The following is a 16,126-nucleotide window of genomic DNA, read 5'->3' as shown; positions in this document are numbered from 1 at the left end:
TTATGCATCTCCCTTAGACCAAGCTGATTGTCCATCAACAAAAGTCATTAATGTGTTTCCTTTGACTTTCCAACCGACAAATGGTGTATTAACACCGAGCGATTCAAAGTCCTGATCGTCAATCGTTTCTTCTAGCTCTAAGTCAAAAATAGCAATGTCTGCCGGGGCACCGATCGTCAGTGTTCCTGCATCTAAACCAAAAATTTCTGCAGGTTTGGTTGCCATCCAGTCAATTACTTGTTCTAAAGTGAATTTTCCTGCCTCAACAAAATTCGTGTATATTAGTTGAAAAGCTGTTTCACTCCCAACTATACCAAAGGGAGCTTTTAAAAATGTTTGATTTTTTTCTTCCAGCCCATGTGGCGCGTGATCTGTTGCGATACAATCGATCGTACCATCTAGTAACCCTTCGATTAATGCATCACGATCAGCTGTTGCTCTAAGCGGCGGATTCATTTTCCAGAAACCATTATCTTCTGGGATATTTTCATCAACTAAAATCAAATGATGAGGCGCAACTTCTGCTGTAACGCGGATGCCCGCTCGTTTGGCATCACGGATTACACGAACACTTTCTTTTGTTGAAACATGACAGACATGATAATGAACACCTGTTTCACCGGCTAAGACAACATCACGAGCAATCTGTGATGCTTCAGTAGAACTTAAAATCCCTGGTAACCCTAACTTTTTAGAAATTTCCCCCTCGTGCATGACTCCGCCAAAAAGCAGTGACTCATCTTCTGTATGGGCCACGATTGCCATATCAAGTGCTGCCGCTTCTTTCATTGCAAGATACATAATCCCTGCTGTTTGCACACCCACACCATCGTTTGTAAATGCAAAAGCGCCAACTTCTTTTAACGCTTTTTGATTGGTCAATGTTTCACTGCGTAACTCCTCTGTGATTGGTGCATACTGTAGCACTTTTACTACAGCATTTTTTTCAATGATTTCGTATACTTCTTTTAATTTTTCTGCAGTATCAGGAACAGGATTTAAATTAGGCATTGCACAAACTGTCGTATATCCGCCTCTGGCTGCTGATTTACTACCCGTTTCGATTGTTTCTTTATAAGTAAACCCTGGTTCTCTTAGATGAACATGGACATCCACTAATCCTGGTACGATCAATTGACCTTTGGCATCGTAGACTTTATCAAATGTACTTTCTTCAAAAAATTCTCCAATTGCTCTGATCTTGCCCTCTTCGATCCATATTTCTGCTGGAATCAATTGATTATCTTTTTTTATGATTTTTCCATTTTTGATAAGTGTTTTCATATTGTTCACCTATGCCTTTCCTTGTAATACTGCTTCTAAAATTGCCATTCTCATATAGACACCATTACTCATTTGTTGGATGATTCTAGACTGGATTCCTTCTACTAGAGAATCTGCCAGCTCAACATCACGATTCACAGGAGCAGGATGCATTATGACTGCATGTTTTTGTAGTCGTTTTGCGCGCTCAACAGTTAGACCATATTGCTGATGGTACTCTTCTTTTGAGAATATTTCAGATCCATCATGACGTTCATGTTGTACTCTAAGCAACATCATCACATCAACTGTTTCGACCACTTCATCTAAAGGCATATAATGGCCATAAGCTTCAAATTGCTTATCGTACCATTCCTCTGGTCCTGAAAAAAAGATTGTAGCGCCAAGTCGCTTTAACATCTGCATGTTGGATTTCGCTACTCTAGAATGTGTAATATCCCCAACGATTGCAATTTTCAATCCCTCAAAGTATCCAAATTCCTCGTATATTGTCATTAAATCTAGTAGGCATTGAGTCGGATGTTGACCACTACCGTCACCACCGTTAATAATAGAACATTGAATTGTTTTACTTTGGATCAGTTCATCGTAATAATTTTCTTCTCCATGACGGATGACTGCCACATCAACTCCGATTGCCGACATTGTCAGCACTGTATCATAGAGTGTTTCACCTTTTTTGACCGAGCTCATACTTTCTTCAAACTCAATTACTTCAATCCCTAATTTTTTCTCGGCAACATCAAAGCTCTTATGTGTTCGTGTACTATTTTCAAAGAACAGATTTGTCGCAAAGTATTGTTTTTTCTCGGGTTGCCAAGTTGCTCCTTGTTTAAACTCTTGAGCACGATGAATCAGGCCCATAACTTCTTGGTCACTTAATACTTCTACTGTTAAAAGATGTTTTAAACTGATACGTTCAGATGTGATGATCATTCGTTTTCCTCCTTGTTTTAAAAGCTGAAAGGCTAGCTCTTGAAGCTAGATATCAATGATAACAACGTTCCACACTTTTTTACCTAGTTAGACTACTTTTCTTCACTGCGCGCTGTTTCAGGTAAAATCAGGTTTAGAATGATTCCTAAGACTGTTGCTAATGCCATTGATGACAATTCAAAGGTATCCAATTTAAAGACCAATCCGCCAATCCCAATGACTAAGATCACAGAGGCAATTAATAAATTCTTTTTCTTATCAAAGTTGATTTGATTGTCGATCAGGATTTTCAACCCGCTTGCCGCAATGACACCGAATAACACAAAGCTGATACCAGAGATAACTGGACCAGGGATACTTAAAATGATTGCACTTAATTTCCCAACAAAACCTAATCCCACCGCGAACACTGCAGCTCCTGCAATCACGAACACACTATGAACACGAGTGATTGCTAGAACACCGATATTTTCGCCATAACTTGTAACAGGAGGTCCGCCGACTAAACCAGCTACGATTTGCGCCGCTCCGTCTCCCATCAACGTTTTGGATAAACCAGGATCTTGAAAAAAATTGCGTTTAGTCAATTTATTTAAGACCATTAAGTGTCCGATATGTTCCGTCATTGTGACGAATGCGATCGGTGCCATCGTTGTGATTGCATTCAAGTGGAGTTTTGGCTGATATTGAACAAAAGGAATCTCGAAGTTTGGCATGGCAAACCACGCAGCTTGTTTGATTGGTTCAACATCTACAATCCCGAATAATAAAGCAACTAGATAACCACTGACGATTCCTAGTAAGATTGGAATCAAGCCCAGGAACCCTTTGAAAAACATGTTATAGAAAATGGTTAAACCCAATGTGATCAACGCAACTGCAATGAATTTGAAATCATAGTCCCCATTGTTATACATAGCATTATTTGCAGCATTTGAAGCCAAGCCTAAGCCGATGACCATCACTACAGGTCCAACAACGATTGGTGGTAAGATTTTATCTAGCCAAGCCGATCCTATTTTACTGATGATAATAGAAACAATCAGATAAACCAATCCTGTTGTCATTGCCCCTTGTGCGATTGCTGGATAGCCATCGCTTTTCATCAACATCTGCATAGCCGCAATAAAAGCAAAACTACTTCCAAGATAAGCTGGAATTTTACCTTTCGTTACGAATAAGTAAACGATGGTTCCAAGCCCTGAACTGACCAAAGCGATTCCTGGATCAATTCCTACTAAAATTGGAACTAATACTGTTGCACCAAACATGGTAAATAAATGCTGTAAACTTAAGCCGATCCAATGTACGGTTTTGGGTTTATCATGAATATCTAATACTGCTTCTTCATTGCGAAATTCTTTTTCTGTCATCTCAACCTATCCTATCTTTACTAATGTATTTGTCTATTCGTCAATGCTTGCGATCAAAATCCGATCAGCTCCGTCTTTTTCTTCTACTTCAACAATGATTTCTTCTGCCATAGAAGTTGGAATATTTTTCCCCACGTAGTCTGCTCTGATTGGAAGTTCTCTGTGACCTCTGTCTACCAAAACGGCCAATGAAATTTTTCTTGGTCGACCAAGATCCATCACTGCATCCATTGCCGCTCTGATTGTCCGACCTGTAAAGAGTACGTCATCAATCAAAATTACTTCTTTACCTTCTAAAGAAACTGGAATGTCAGAAGAGTGAAGTTCTGGTTCTTCTAATGAACGAGCTTTCATCGATTGACCGTCCATATCATCTCGGTATAAAGTAATATCCAACTCACCGACTGGAACGTCAATTTGTTCTAATTGTTTTAAACGTTCAGCAATTCGTTGAGCGATGTAGATTCCTCGTGTTTTGATGCCGACCAATACGATATCTTGGATTCCTTTGTTTCTTTCAATAATTTCATAAGTGATTCTTGTAAGTGCACGTTTCATCGTCACAGTGTCAACGACTTCTTTTTTTTGCATGTTTGACTCCTCCTAAAAATGTACTTTTTAATGTTGCTTTATGAGCAACTTGCTCTAGTGTGTAGGCGATACACTTGCTCTTTTTCATGTGGTATAAGTTCTGCCTAGTGTTGAGTAGTTAAGACTCTTGGTGATTCACTACCAAAGTAGCTTCGCTCACTTCGTTTGCCAAGTACTATTCATTATCTGCTCTGCAAAGCAATCGCAGTGATTCACAGCAATTCACAGTAAACAAAAATCCTCCTACCCGTGTTCGGATAGGAGGATTGAATTTATCTATACAAAGATACTATTCATTTCACGCAGATTTTTTCTAAGCGCACCTAGATATTGTTCTACATGTTTCCTTCTTAGCCTCACGGGACTACTCTTAAAGGATGCTTATTTAATTTTCTTTCTCAAAACAGTGTACCTTTTCTTTTCAAATAAATCAATCATTATTTCTTAATTGATTTAAAGTTTTTTCAAAAAGTTCTGGTAGCGGTGCTTCAAAGACCATCATTTGGCCAGTTGTAGGATGTTTGAACCCTAAAACCTCAGCATGTAAAAATTGACCGTTGCCTTTTAGTGTTTTTCTTGGTCCATAAAGTGGATCGCCTGCAACTGGAAAACCAATATATTTCATGTGAACACGTATTTGATGTGTGCGTCCTGTTTCCAATTGTAATTGAACTAAAGTGTATCCCTCATATCGTTCTAAGACTTCAAAATGGGTCACAGCTAGTTTTCCACCTTCAATGACTGCTTGCATTTTTCGATCATTTTTTGAACGGCCAATCGGCGCATCAATCTCTCCTTTATCATGCGTAATTTCACCGTGAACTAAAGCAATATATTTTCTAATCGATGTTTTATCCTTTAACTGTGCGGCTAATGCCTCATGAGCTTTATCATTTTTGGCTACCATCAATAAACCAGATGTATCTTTGTCAATCCGATGAACGATTCCTGGTCGAATAATCCCATTGATAGAAGAAAGATCTTTAATGTGATATAGCAACGCATTGACCAGGGTCCCATTTTGGTGTCCTGCAGATGGATGAACCACCATACCTTGCGGTTTATTTATTACCAACACATCATCATCTTCATACACGATTTCAATCGGAATGTCTTCAGCCACAACGTCAAGTTCAACTGGTTCTGGCACATTGATGCTGATCTCATCGTTTTCTTTTACTTTATAATTTGAACGGGTCACTTCACCATTGACCGTTATATTTTGATCTTTTAACCATTGTTGAATCTGAGAACGTGAGTGCTCTTTCAATAAATCACTCAAAACTTTATCGATTCGTCCTTTTTCCTGTTTTACTTTTACATTAATTTGTTCCATTTTTCCCATCCTTCGCTGCTTTTTCGTCTAAAATCAGATAAATAAAAATACATATCACGCCAATAACTAGCGCTGAGTCAGCAACATTGAAAATCGGAAAGCTGATAAAATCTGTTTGGAACATATCAACAACATAACCTAAACGCAAACGATCAATAAAATTGCCGACGGCTCCTGCTAGAACTAAACTCAACCCAATTGTAAACCATTTACTTCCATTAATATGTTTGATTAAAATATACAGAACTACGGCTACGACAACCACAGTAACAATATAAAAAAACCACATTTTCCCTTCTAAAAGACTCCAAGCAGCTCCCGTGTTACGAAGATACGTAAACGACATAAAGCCGGGGATAAACTCTTTCGTTTCTCCCAATGGAATATTTGTTACGGTTAAATATTTTACCCATTGATCTAAACCAATCAAAACTGCACTAATAATCAGATAAACTGCTAACAACGGCTTTCATTCCTTCTCTAAATTATTGTATAAATCCCTCGGACGAATAATCCCAAGTAAGCTTCCATTAGGGTTACCATCTTTTGTAATCAATATCGCTTCTAATCTGACTTGCGTCACGAACATCTCTTCAACTTGAAACACGGTTGCTTCCTTGCCGACAAATTGATAGTTACTTCCTTTATAATTGCTTACCAAAAGTTCGGCTGCTTTTCTACCTTCTAATTGGATATCTCCTTTAGAGCTTTCAACGGCTAACCAAATTCCCAGTCCACGAACTGTAATTAGACCTTTAAAGATGCCTGCATCATAGATTGGAAACTGTGAATACTGTTTACGTGCAACAATTGCTAAAATATCTTTAATTGAAATATTAATATCAAATCCTGTTACCTTTTTTGCAAACTTCGGAAACACTTTTTCTGGACTGATCAACGCTTGTTCAATTTCCCGCATACGATTCACTGCCCATTCATTCGGTTCAGCTATCACGAAATCAGTTGAGATTTGTTCATGTACGATGGCGTTTCTTAATTGTGCCATTTGCAGTAAATCATCTTGAAAAAGCGGTATATGACTGTCTTTCTTTCTTGAGAGTCTGCGAACCATCTCACTAAAGCCCATATTAGTCGGATTATTCAATTGTTCACGAAACCACTTTTCGATTCGGTTAAAACTACTTAAAAATTCTTCGGCTCTTTCACCCATTAGATCTTCTCCTTGATGATATAAGCTTTATTCAACATTGAAAAAACAAACACAAAATAAAGAACAAGCAATAGTAAAACGCCAGCGATGTTCAACTGTAAAACTGGAATTAAAAACATGCCAACAAAGAGTATAACATAAATCAAGATCAGAGTTGGGTTCATCGTTATCTCTAAATCAATCATTTGATTCTGATTGCTCACTGTAATCGACATACTCTTCAAAAAGAAAAACCTAGCCTGAATTGTGCATTCTGATTCTTCTAATTCGACTTCTTTTGTTTCATTTTGGCCTAAATAAAACCAATTTTCATTGTTTTTTCTAATCTCGATTGGACTGCCCATTCCATAAAATCCGGTATTTCTAGTACAACGAATCTTCATGCTGATCCCTCCTCGAGTTCTAATCTAAAGTATATAACAAAAAGCGTCTGACTGGAAGAAAGAAGTTGGCTTGAATGGAAATAAACGAAATGATAAAAAAGGCCGAGAAAAAAGTGTTTAGCTCCAAGAAATAAGAAGGAATTCACGAAATTTGTTCTTAAAAACTTTGTGAATTTCAGCTTATTTCCAAAGGAGGTGCTTTTTTCTCGCCGTTTATTCGGGTTTAGAGAGCGAGACAAAAAAATTTTTTACTTTTATCCCGTACCCTTTCTATTTAATTCGTACTAAATTTTAAAATAATCCAAAGGCATTGCCGTCTTTATCTACATCCATATTTAACGCGGCTGGTTTCTTTGGTAAGCCAGGCATCGTCATAACATCTCCTGTTAACGCAACAACAAATCCAGCGCCGATTTTTGGGACCAACTCACGAATCGTTATGGTAAACTCTTCTGGTCGACCTAATTTTTGTGGATCATCGGATAAGGAATATTGAGTTTTGGCCATACAGACTGGTAAACGATCCCACCCATATTTTTCAAAAGTTGCTAATTGACTTTGGGCCTTCTTGGAAAAAGACACATCCTCTCCACCATAAATTTTGGTCACGATTGCTTTGATTTTATCTTCTAAGTTCATGCCCATTTGATAAATGGTTTTAAAATCTGCTGTTTGCTCTGCAATAACTTGAGTAACACGTTTAGCTAAGGCAACACCGCCTTCAGCTCCCTTTTCCCAAACACTTGTTAGCTCAACAGGGACTTTGATCGTTTCACATAATTCACGTAAAGCTTCAATTTCGTTTTCAGTATCGCTTACAAATTCATTGATCGCCACAACTACAGGCAAGCCATAACTTTGCATGTTTTCAATATGCTTGTGTAAATTTGAAAATCCTTTAACTAAAGCCGAAATATTTTCTGTATTTAATGCATTTTTAGCTACTCCGCCATGCATTTTCAGCGCACGGATCGTTGCTACAATCACCACTGCATCGGGTGCTTTCTTTAAGTTAGGAACCTTGATGTCTAAGAATTTCTCTCCACCAAGATCCGCCCCGAAACCTGCTTCAGTTACAACATAATCACCCAACTTCAACGCTGTTTTCGTTGCTAAAATGCTATTACAGCCATGTGCAATATTTGCAAACGGGCCACCATGAACAAATGCTGCAGTGCCATATATTGTTTGAACTAGATTAGGTTTGAGAGCATCTTTCAATAGTAAGGTTAACGCACCTTGAACACCCAAATCACTAACAGTTACAGGATTACGATCAAAGGTATAGCCAATAACGATATTGCCTAACCTAAACTTCAAATCTTCTAAATCGGTTGCTAAACATAATATAGCCATGATCTCACTTGCCACAGTAATATCAAACCCATCTTCGCGTGGCACTCCTTGGACTGGACCGCCTAAGCCTACGATTACTTGACGTAACGCACGATCATTCAAGTCAACTACTCTTTTCCAAATGACCCTTCTAGCATCGATCCCAAGTTCATTCCCTTGCTGGATATGATTATCTAATAAAGCAGAAAGCGCATTATTAGCTGTTGTGATCGCATGCATATCCCCAGTAAAATGCAAATTGATATCTTCCATTGGCAACACTTGAGCATATCCTCCACCTGTTGCACCACCTTTGATGCCCATAACAGGTCCCAATGAAGGTTCACGTAATGCAATGACTGTTTTCTTCCCAATATGATTCAATGCATCTCCTAAACCAATGGTGACCGTTGATTTACCTTCACCAGCCGGCGTGGGGTTGATCGAAGTTACTAGGATCAATTTACCTTCATTATTATCTGCCAGACGCTGAATGGTTTGAAAATCGATTTTAGCTTTATATTTCCCGAATAATTCTAGATCTTCATCTGTTAAACCAATTGATTCAGCTACTTTATTAATGGGCAATAAGTCAACTTCCTTTGAAATTTCTATATCTGTCTTCATAAACAACCTCTTTTCCCGAACTATTTTTAGTTATCCAACCTATTTGTTAAGTTATTCCTTATTATAACGTGTATCACAGCGCTTTTCCATCATTAAAATAACTTTTTTGCAAAAGATTGACGGGTTCCGTTTTTCACTTTATAATGATGCTAGACTTTAGAAAATAAAGGAGCGTGATTTGAATGGAAAAAGGGTTCGTCAAGTGGTTCGATAATAGAAAAGGTTACGGCTTTATTGGTTACAATGAGGACGAAGAAATCTTTGTTCATTTCACAGCAATCGAAGAAGATGGCTTTAAGTCATTAGAAGAAAATCAAGCCGTAGAATTTGAAGTAATGGAAGGCACACGAGGGCTACAAGCTGCTCATGTGAAGAAAATATAGGAAAAACAGCATCCTGCTTAGCAGAATGCTGTTTTTTTAATAGTGTTTACCAATAGTCAATAATGGATCATCAATAATCTGGGCCGTCAATGAGCGTTGTTGTTTCATTGACTGGATAAATGCTTGTTTATTTTTTTTCGTCATGATAAATAGTTGCGTACCCTCTTTAAACTCAGTTGAGCTTATTTCGATACATTTCGGTCCAACTCGAATCATTTCAATTGCAGACAATGTTATTTTTTTTCGTCTAATTGGCAATAATGCATGCACGATCAACTGTTCATTCTCAATCATAAAATAACGATTACACCCTAAAAAAGTAAAGAAAAAGAAGATACCTAATACGATATTACTAGTCAAATAAGGACGAGTATGCTCCAATGTTAATATTAAACTTAAAAATAAAATGCCAAATGTACAGGACCAATAAATTATCGCTGTGGATAATTCTGGTTGCCAATGATAGACTTTTTTCTTCATGTAGCGACCCCTTAATAAAAATTCAGTATGTTATAATAGTAACATACTTCAACTTTGAACGAAAAGAAAATAAGGAGATATTTATGTTACGATTATATGTCGATGCTGCAACAAAAGGAAATCCAGGTCCAAGCGGCGGAGGGATCGTTATTGTCGGAGAAAATTTGCACGAGCAGCTGCATGTTTCTCTTGGTGAGTGTTCCAACCACGAAGCTGAATTTAAAGTATTTATCCAAGCACTGCAATTCGTCATCGAAAAAAAACTAAATAATCAAACTGTTTTGATCCACTCTGATAGTAAGATCGTGGTGCAAACAATTGAGAAGCACCATGCTAAGAATCCACTGTTCCAGCCCTATCTTAAAACTTTTCAACAATTGGAAAACCGTTTCCCACTATTATTGGTAAAATGGCTTCCTGAAAGCCAAAACAAAGGTGCCGATACTTTAGCCAAACAAGCATTGCAAAAATATCAGTAACTATTCCATTGATATATCTGCTATTTCCCCTTTTGTAACTTGAAGAATCGCTGCTGGAGACAATTCGATCTGCATCCCTCTTTTTCCTGCTGACACAATAATAGTGTCAAAGTGGCTAGCCTCTTCAGCAATATAAGTTGGAAATAATTTTTTCATGCCAATTGGAGAGCATCCACCTCGAATATATCCAGTCGTTTCTTCTAAGTCTTTCAAATGAAGCATATCCACTTTTTTATTGCCACTTGCACTAGCTAATTTTTTTAAATTCAGCTCCTTATTACCAGGAATCACTGCTACAACTGGACCCGTTTTATTGCCAACGGTTACCAATGTTTTAAAAATTTTACCGTCTGCAATCCCAATCTTTTCAGCAACACTATTCGCACTTAAATGATCCTCACTCCATTCAAACGCATATTCTTGATACGGAATCTTCTGCTGTTCTACAATGCGTATTGCATTTGTTTTTTGGATTTTCTTTTTTTTTGCCAACGCTATTCACCTCATAAACAAGTTTATCAAAGAAATCAATCGATGCAAGAAAAAAGAGAGCGGACAAAACGAAAAATCAGTTTTGTTTCACTCTCTAAATCCGAATAACTGGTGAGAAAAACGTAACTACAAAGTACGTGTCTTATTGCTGTAAAATGCAGTACCTACTTGTCTCTCGAATCGAAAGACTTTTATCTCGACCTTGATTTTTACAATGCTAATGTTCTGAGAATTTTACGTAATTCCGCTACGGGTACTTGACCAGGTGCAGAAGCTTTTTTAGCCGCACCAAACGTCATTGCTGAACCAAAAACTTCGCCACACATGCGGCTAACCATACCTAGTTGTCCCATCGACATTGTAACGATCGGTCGATCAGCGTGTTTGTCGTTCATCTCATTGGTTGCTTCTAAAAGTCTCAACACATCATCTGAAGATTGTGGCATTACTGCAATCTTGCAGATATCTGCATTTTTTTCCTGCATCTTGCATAGTCTTGACACGATTTCTTCTTTGGTAGGTGTATTATCAAAATCATGATTACACATCACGATTTTGATTGCTTTTTCATGTGCTGCCTTAATCGTCGCTTGAACACAAATATCATCCATAAACAGTTCAACATCTAATAAATCAATTGCCCCATGTTCAATAACAGTTTTGTATAAACCAAAGTATTGCTCATCTGTAAAAGTAAGTTCCCCACCTTCTTGTTTGGTTCTAAAAGTGAAAAGTATTGGTTTGTCAGATAAAATTTCTGCGATTTTTTTTGACATTTCTGCAGCTGCTTCAAAATTAGTTACTTGATCAAAAAAATCAACGCGCCATTCAACAAGATCACAATCAATCGTTAATAAGTGTTTTGCTTCTTCTATTAATTCTGTTTCATTTTTACCTACTAAAGGAACAATGATTTTAGGACTTTCACTTCCAATAGTCACGTTTTTAACTGTTACTGTATTCATTTGATGGATCCTCCCTATTTAGATGTATCGATTGTTTGACGATAACGAATAAATATAATAACTGCTAAGACAAAACCGATACCAGCTATGATCGTATCAAATAGCATGATACCACGTACGTTGGTTTTAGCGATTTGTGCTGCTGCAACAGGAATAACAAATGAAGCAATACTACCAAATGTATAATAAATTCCTGTGATGGTTCCTTTTCCTGCTGGGAACATTTCCCCCATTACAGTTAACCCTAATTGTAACACGCCACCAGCTGCAAAGAAACCAACTAAAGCTGCCCCAATCATACAAACAAGTGGTGTTGGAAACAGCCACATAACAGCGATAGTCAAAAATGAAACAAATGTATAAATAACAACTAGATAGACTGAACGAACTTTTGAAGCCATAATTGCTGTAAATGCGACGCATAATAATGATCCGATTGAATAATACGATACCAAAACACCAGCATCTGTCTGTGCCATCCCTGCAACCTGTTCCCCATAAGTTCCAATAAATTGACTGATTAAGTAAAACGTTGCTTGAGCAATAAAACCGTAGATCACAAAGGCAACACCTTCTATAGCCATCTTAGGTTTTGATTTAAATTTAACAACGGGTGCTTGTTCAACTGCTGCCTCTGTTTCTTCTGCCTGTTTGGCATCTGCATCTGGGAATGGTTGTTTCCACAAGTAGATTGCGTTAACACCAAGTAAAATCGCTGCAATCATAAATGACCAACCAAACCATAAGTGATTTGACCCTAAAAATTTAATGATCAATGGTAAGGCAAATTGACCACCTTGAATAAAGGCTTTTAATAACACCGTTGCGGTTCCAGCAGTCTTTGGAAATGATTCCATCAACGCAGGATAGGTTCCAGAATCTAAAAATGAATTTGAAATTCCCGCAATAACAGCAAAGAACATCGCTAATTCAACACTAGGACTATATAAAATCCCAAAGAAGTAGGCCGCATAGGTAACCATTCCTAAGTAAATAAATGGTTTACGGCCAAACTTATCCGATAAACGCCCTGAAATCATGATTGCAATCAAACGCCCAATCCCTAACATGGAAATAACTTTGGCGATTCCCATTAAATCCGTATCCCATTGGGTCATTAATGAATTTTGGTTTTGTGAAATAATAATGACGCCCATCCCATGGACAATGTAGTTGATATAAAGACCTATGGCGGTCGGTGTGTATTTATTTTTCATCGTTTTCTCCTAACTGTTAGTCCTTGAATAGTAATTCTTTAATATAATCAACAGGCATATCTTCCCCAGTGAAATGTTTAAAGGCTTCTGCTCCTTGATAAAGCATCATCCCAAGTCCGTTGATTGTTTTCTTCGCACCGTGTTCACGAGCAAATTTTAATAACTTTGTTTCTTTTGGAATATAAACAACATCAAAGACAACTAAATCTGGACGAATCACTTCTGGATCATTGATCAGACTTTCTTCTTGTAATGGTTTCATGCCAACGCCTGTAGCATCAATATAAATACTACTTTCGCTGATTGATTGCTTAAATGCCGCTTGATCAGTCAAATCAGTTAATGTCGCTGTACATTCTGTATTTTCGTTGATTTTTTTCACGGTTGCTTCCGCATTTTTGAAGTGTTGATCATTGATATTGAAAATCCGTAATTCTTTGGCACCATCTAACGCTGCTTGAATAGCAATTGCGGTCCCAGCACCACCAGCACCAGTCATTGTGATGATCTGATTTTCCACTTCTACGCCTTCTTCTTTCAAAGCACGCATTGCGCCAGTTCCATCGGTTACATGTCCGACTAAATGACCTTTTCCATCTTTATTTGTTACAGTATTAACTGCACCTACTAATTTTGCCGCTGGCGAAAGTTCATCTAAATAAGGGATAATTGCTTGTTTATTCGGCATTGAAACATTTGAACCACGAATCCCTAATGCGCGAATGCCTTGAACGGCATCTTTCAATTCTTCATTTCCCACTTCAAATGCCATATAAGCATAATCTAACCCTAATTTTGCAAAAGCTTCATTATGCATCGTTGGTGATAAGCTATGGCGAATCGGTGTAGCAATCAAACTGATCAATAGTGTGTGTCCATCAATTCTTTCTGTCATCTTAAATTCCCTCACTTTATATAGTTTGTGTTGCTTGTAAACTCTTTGTTTGTTCAAATAACATTTTTTGTGTTCGAGTGTTTTCTAGCACTTCGATTGTTTTTAGAATATCGCGGGCTTCCCTTGTTCCTTCCATGATTCGTCTAGCAACTTTACTATCCCCCATATTTAAAAGAACCGCACCATGACTTCTAGCATATTGATCTAATTCACGGATCATCGGTGCTTCTGCTCGCATTCCCAAACAAACAAAGCCCAAATCAAATGGTAACTCAACTATTTCTCCGTCTTTTTCCACTAAGAAACTACTTTCTTTCACTTCTGTCAATTTCGTTTCTACGTAAACTTCTACGTCAAATTTTTCAACGATTTCCATCATTGCAAGCTTTGTGATCAAATCTAGATCCTTCCCGATTTCACCTTGCATTTCCACAATACTAACTTTTTTGGCACCACGTTCAGCATAATATTCAACAACATCTAAGCCAACCGCACCGCCACCGATCACGACGATTTCTTTTCCTTCAAATTCTTGAAAGTTTGACATATCTTCTAAAATATCGAAGATCGAAAAGATTTTTCTGTTTGGATTGTCTAATTGTTTTTTTAAACCATTGATTGGTGGTAATAATGGTTTTGCTCCAGTAGCATTCACAATAATATCTGGTCCAATGGCTTCAATATCCGTCAATGTTGCTGCATGATTTAGATGAATCGCCAGATTATCCAACTCTTTACAGCGATTGATTTCATAAGTAATGAAATCATCAATTCTTTTCTTGTCTGGGAAACGTGCAATCTCATGCCCTAATCCACCCAAGTATTCTTTTTGCTCAAAGAGCTCAACACTGACCCCCACTTCAGCGGCTGTTGCTGCAGCTTCAAGTCCAGTAGTTCCGCCACCAATTACAACCATTTTTGTTGGATGTAAAACAGGTTTCATTTTATAGTCATCTTCATAATGAAGATCAGGATTGACTGTACAGCGCATCGGACGAGCTTTAGCAATTCGATGGTCAGCACACCCAATATTGCAGGAAATACATTTTCTTAGTAAATCTTCTTGGCCATTGGCAACTTTATTGACCCAATTTGGCTCAGCAATTAAGCCACGACCCATCGCTAATAAATCAGCATCACCGGCTTCTAAAATTTCCGTTGCGCGTTTTGGGCTACGGATATTACCAGAAGTTACAGTAACTTTATCTGGAAAACGTTCTTTAACAGCTTTCGACATGTAAGCACGCCAGCCATCTGCTAAGTTCATTTTATCGATTTGATATTGTAAACTATCATTCAATGCAGCTGAAACATTCAAAATATCGACTTCTTCTGCAAAATAACTTAAAATCTCAATCGTATCTTCTAAGGTATTCCCACCTTCTAATAATTCATCGGCACTAAATCGAAGCGAAATCGGGAAAAAAGGACCCACTGCTTTTCTAACTGCTTCAACAACTAATTTGGTTAAGCGAGCGCGATTCTCTGGGCTTCCGCCAAATTTATCCGTCCGTTTATTATATAAAGGAGATAAAAACTGACTTAGTAGATAAGAATGTCCTGCGTGAATTTCTACACAATCAAAGCCAGCACGTTGCGCTCTTAAAGCACCATCCGCATATCGCTCCACGATTCCATAAATTTCCTCTTCAGTCAAAGGACGTGGGATTGGATTCCCTTTTTTTGAAGGAATATTCGACGCTGAAACAGGTTGTTCCCCATCTAATCGTAGACCATACGCCGAAGCACCAGCATGGTTGATTTGTACGGACGTACACGCTCCATACGCATGCATTTTTTCATTAAAATGCCACAGACCTGAAATATATTGATCATTGTCCATCCTTAATTGACGAGCTCCATTAGTGCCCATTGGATAATCGATACACACATTTTCTAACGTGATCAACCCCGTTCCACCCTTAGCACGTTGCTCATAGTAGGAAACATGCTGCATACTGAACGTCCCATCCATATTAGCGAAATTCGTCCCCATCGGTGGCATCACCACACGATTTTTTAAAGTCATACGTTTTACAGTTAATGGTTCAAAAATTGCTTGATAATTATTCATGATTACCTCCTAAATTAAAAGCGTAGCGGGCTCGTTCAGCTCTGACAGAAAAATAGGGAAAATTGATTGTAATGTTTTTTCCAAAAACTATTTCCCCTATTTTTT

Annotated in this window: 17 protein-coding genes; 2 read left to right on the top strand and 15 right to left on the bottom strand. The window is 37.9% G+C overall.

Annotation, left to right across the window (positions count from 1 at the left end; genetic code table 11):
• The 9 genes from A5866_RS02215 to A5866_RS02175 form a co-directional block, all read right to left on the bottom strand.
• The gene (locus A5866_RS02215) at positions 1-1,284 is read right to left on the bottom strand and encodes a dihydroorotase (protein WP_086279731.1); all 1,284 of its coding nucleotides are present in this window, start codon (positions 1,282-1,284) and stop codon (positions 1-3) included.
• 9 nt (positions 1,285-1,293) lie between these two features.
• A complete protein-coding gene (locus A5866_RS02210; protein ID WP_086279538.1) occupies positions 1,294-2,220 on the bottom strand; it encodes an aspartate carbamoyltransferase catalytic subunit in 927 nt (308 codons plus the stop codon).
• Between the two features lie 92 nt (positions 2,221-2,312).
• The gene (locus tag A5866_RS02205) at positions 2,313-3,593 is read right to left on the bottom strand and encodes a solute carrier family 23 protein (RefSeq protein WP_086279539.1); all 1,281 of its coding nucleotides are present in this window, start codon (positions 3,591-3,593) and stop codon (positions 2,313-2,315) included.
• A 33-nt stretch (positions 3,594-3,626) separates the two neighbouring features.
• Positions 3,627-4,184, bottom strand: coding sequence for a bifunctional pyr operon transcriptional regulator/uracil phosphoribosyltransferase PyrR (pyrR, locus tag A5866_RS02200; protein WP_086444492.1), 558 nt, complete (start codon positions 4,182-4,184; stop codon positions 3,627-3,629).
• A gap of 430 nt (positions 4,185-4,614) precedes the next feature.
• Positions 4,615-5,520, bottom strand: coding sequence for an RluA family pseudouridine synthase (locus A5866_RS02195; protein WP_086444493.1), 906 nt, complete (start codon positions 5,518-5,520; stop codon positions 4,615-4,617).
• A complete protein-coding gene (gene lspA, locus A5866_RS02190; RefSeq protein ID WP_086444494.1) occupies positions 5,507-5,983 on the bottom strand; it encodes a signal peptidase II in 477 nt (158 codons plus the stop codon). The genes A5866_RS02195 and lspA overlap by 14 nt, the downstream gene beginning before the upstream one ends.
• Positions 5,984-5,989: 6 nt before the next feature.
• The gene (locus A5866_RS02185) at positions 5,990-6,691 is read right to left on the bottom strand and encodes a hypothetical protein (RefSeq protein WP_086279543.1); all 702 of its coding nucleotides are present in this window, start codon (positions 6,689-6,691) and stop codon (positions 5,990-5,992) included.
• Positions 6,691-7,074: a hypothetical protein gene (locus tag A5866_RS02180; RefSeq protein ID WP_086444495.1), complete on the bottom strand. Its 384-nt coding sequence runs from the start codon at positions 7,072-7,074 to the stop codon at positions 6,691-6,693. The genes A5866_RS02185 and A5866_RS02180 overlap by 1 nt, the downstream gene beginning before the upstream one ends.
• Positions 7,075-7,365: 291 nt before the next feature.
• Positions 7,366-9,036, bottom strand: coding sequence for a formate--tetrahydrofolate ligase (locus A5866_RS02175; protein ID WP_086444496.1), 1,671 nt, complete (start codon positions 9,034-9,036; stop codon positions 7,366-7,368).
• Positions 9,037-9,218: 182 nt separating this feature from the next.
• Here A5866_RS02175 and A5866_RS02170 point away from each other — a divergent pair, with 182 nt between their 5' ends.
• Complete coding sequence (locus tag A5866_RS02170; protein ID WP_025869040.1) at positions 9,219-9,419, top strand: cold-shock protein; 201 nt, start codon at positions 9,219-9,221, stop codon at positions 9,417-9,419.
• A 36-nt stretch (positions 9,420-9,455) separates the two neighbouring features.
• Here A5866_RS02170 and A5866_RS02165 read toward each other — a convergent pair whose 3' ends face one another.
• A complete protein-coding gene (locus A5866_RS02165; protein WP_086279546.1) occupies positions 9,456-9,899 on the bottom strand; it encodes an EbsA family protein in 444 nt (147 codons plus the stop codon).
• An 83-nt stretch (positions 9,900-9,982) separates the two neighbouring features.
• On the opposite strand from A5866_RS02165, the gene A5866_RS02160 reads away from it, so the two are divergent.
• The gene (locus tag A5866_RS02160) at positions 9,983-10,378 is read left to right on the top strand and encodes a ribonuclease HI family protein (RefSeq protein ID WP_086279547.1); all 396 of its coding nucleotides are present in this window, start codon (positions 9,983-9,985) and stop codon (positions 10,376-10,378) included.
• Here A5866_RS02160 and ybaK read toward each other — a convergent pair whose 3' ends face one another.
• From ybaK to A5866_RS02135, 5 genes are all read right to left on the bottom strand, one after another.
• Positions 10,379-10,870: a Cys-tRNA(Pro) deacylase gene (gene ybaK, locus A5866_RS02155; RefSeq protein WP_086279548.1), complete on the bottom strand. Its 492-nt coding sequence runs from the start codon at positions 10,868-10,870 to the stop codon at positions 10,379-10,381.
• Positions 10,871-11,079: 209 nt separating this feature from the next.
• On the bottom strand, positions 11,080-11,835 hold the full coding sequence (gene aroD, locus A5866_RS02150; RefSeq protein ID WP_086444497.1) for a type I 3-dehydroquinate dehydratase: 756 nt from the start codon (positions 11,833-11,835) through the stop codon (positions 11,080-11,082).
• A 14-nt stretch (positions 11,836-11,849) separates the two neighbouring features.
• Entirely contained in the window at positions 11,850-13,052 is a 1,203-nt protein-coding gene (locus A5866_RS02145) for an MFS transporter (protein WP_086444498.1), read from the bottom strand.
• A 16-nt stretch (positions 13,053-13,068) separates the two neighbouring features.
• Positions 13,069-13,947, bottom strand: coding sequence for a shikimate dehydrogenase (locus A5866_RS02140; RefSeq protein ID WP_086279551.1), 879 nt, complete (start codon positions 13,945-13,947; stop codon positions 13,069-13,071).
• 16 nt (positions 13,948-13,963) lie between these two features.
• Positions 13,964-16,021 (bottom strand): FAD-dependent oxidoreductase, encoded by a 2,058-nt coding sequence (locus A5866_RS02135; RefSeq protein WP_086444499.1) that lies wholly within the window; start codon positions 16,019-16,021, stop codon positions 13,964-13,966.
• Positions 16,022-16,126: the final 105 nt, after the last annotated feature.

The sequence above is a fragment of the Enterococcus sp. 12C11_DIV0727 genome (assembly GCF_002148425.2).
GTDB classification, from domain to species: Bacteria; Bacillota; Bacilli; order Lactobacillales; family Enterococcaceae; genus Enterococcus_L; species Enterococcus_L lemimoniae.
Note: the sequence above shows the minus strand (reverse complement) of the source record. Positions and strands in the feature narration are given on the sequence as shown.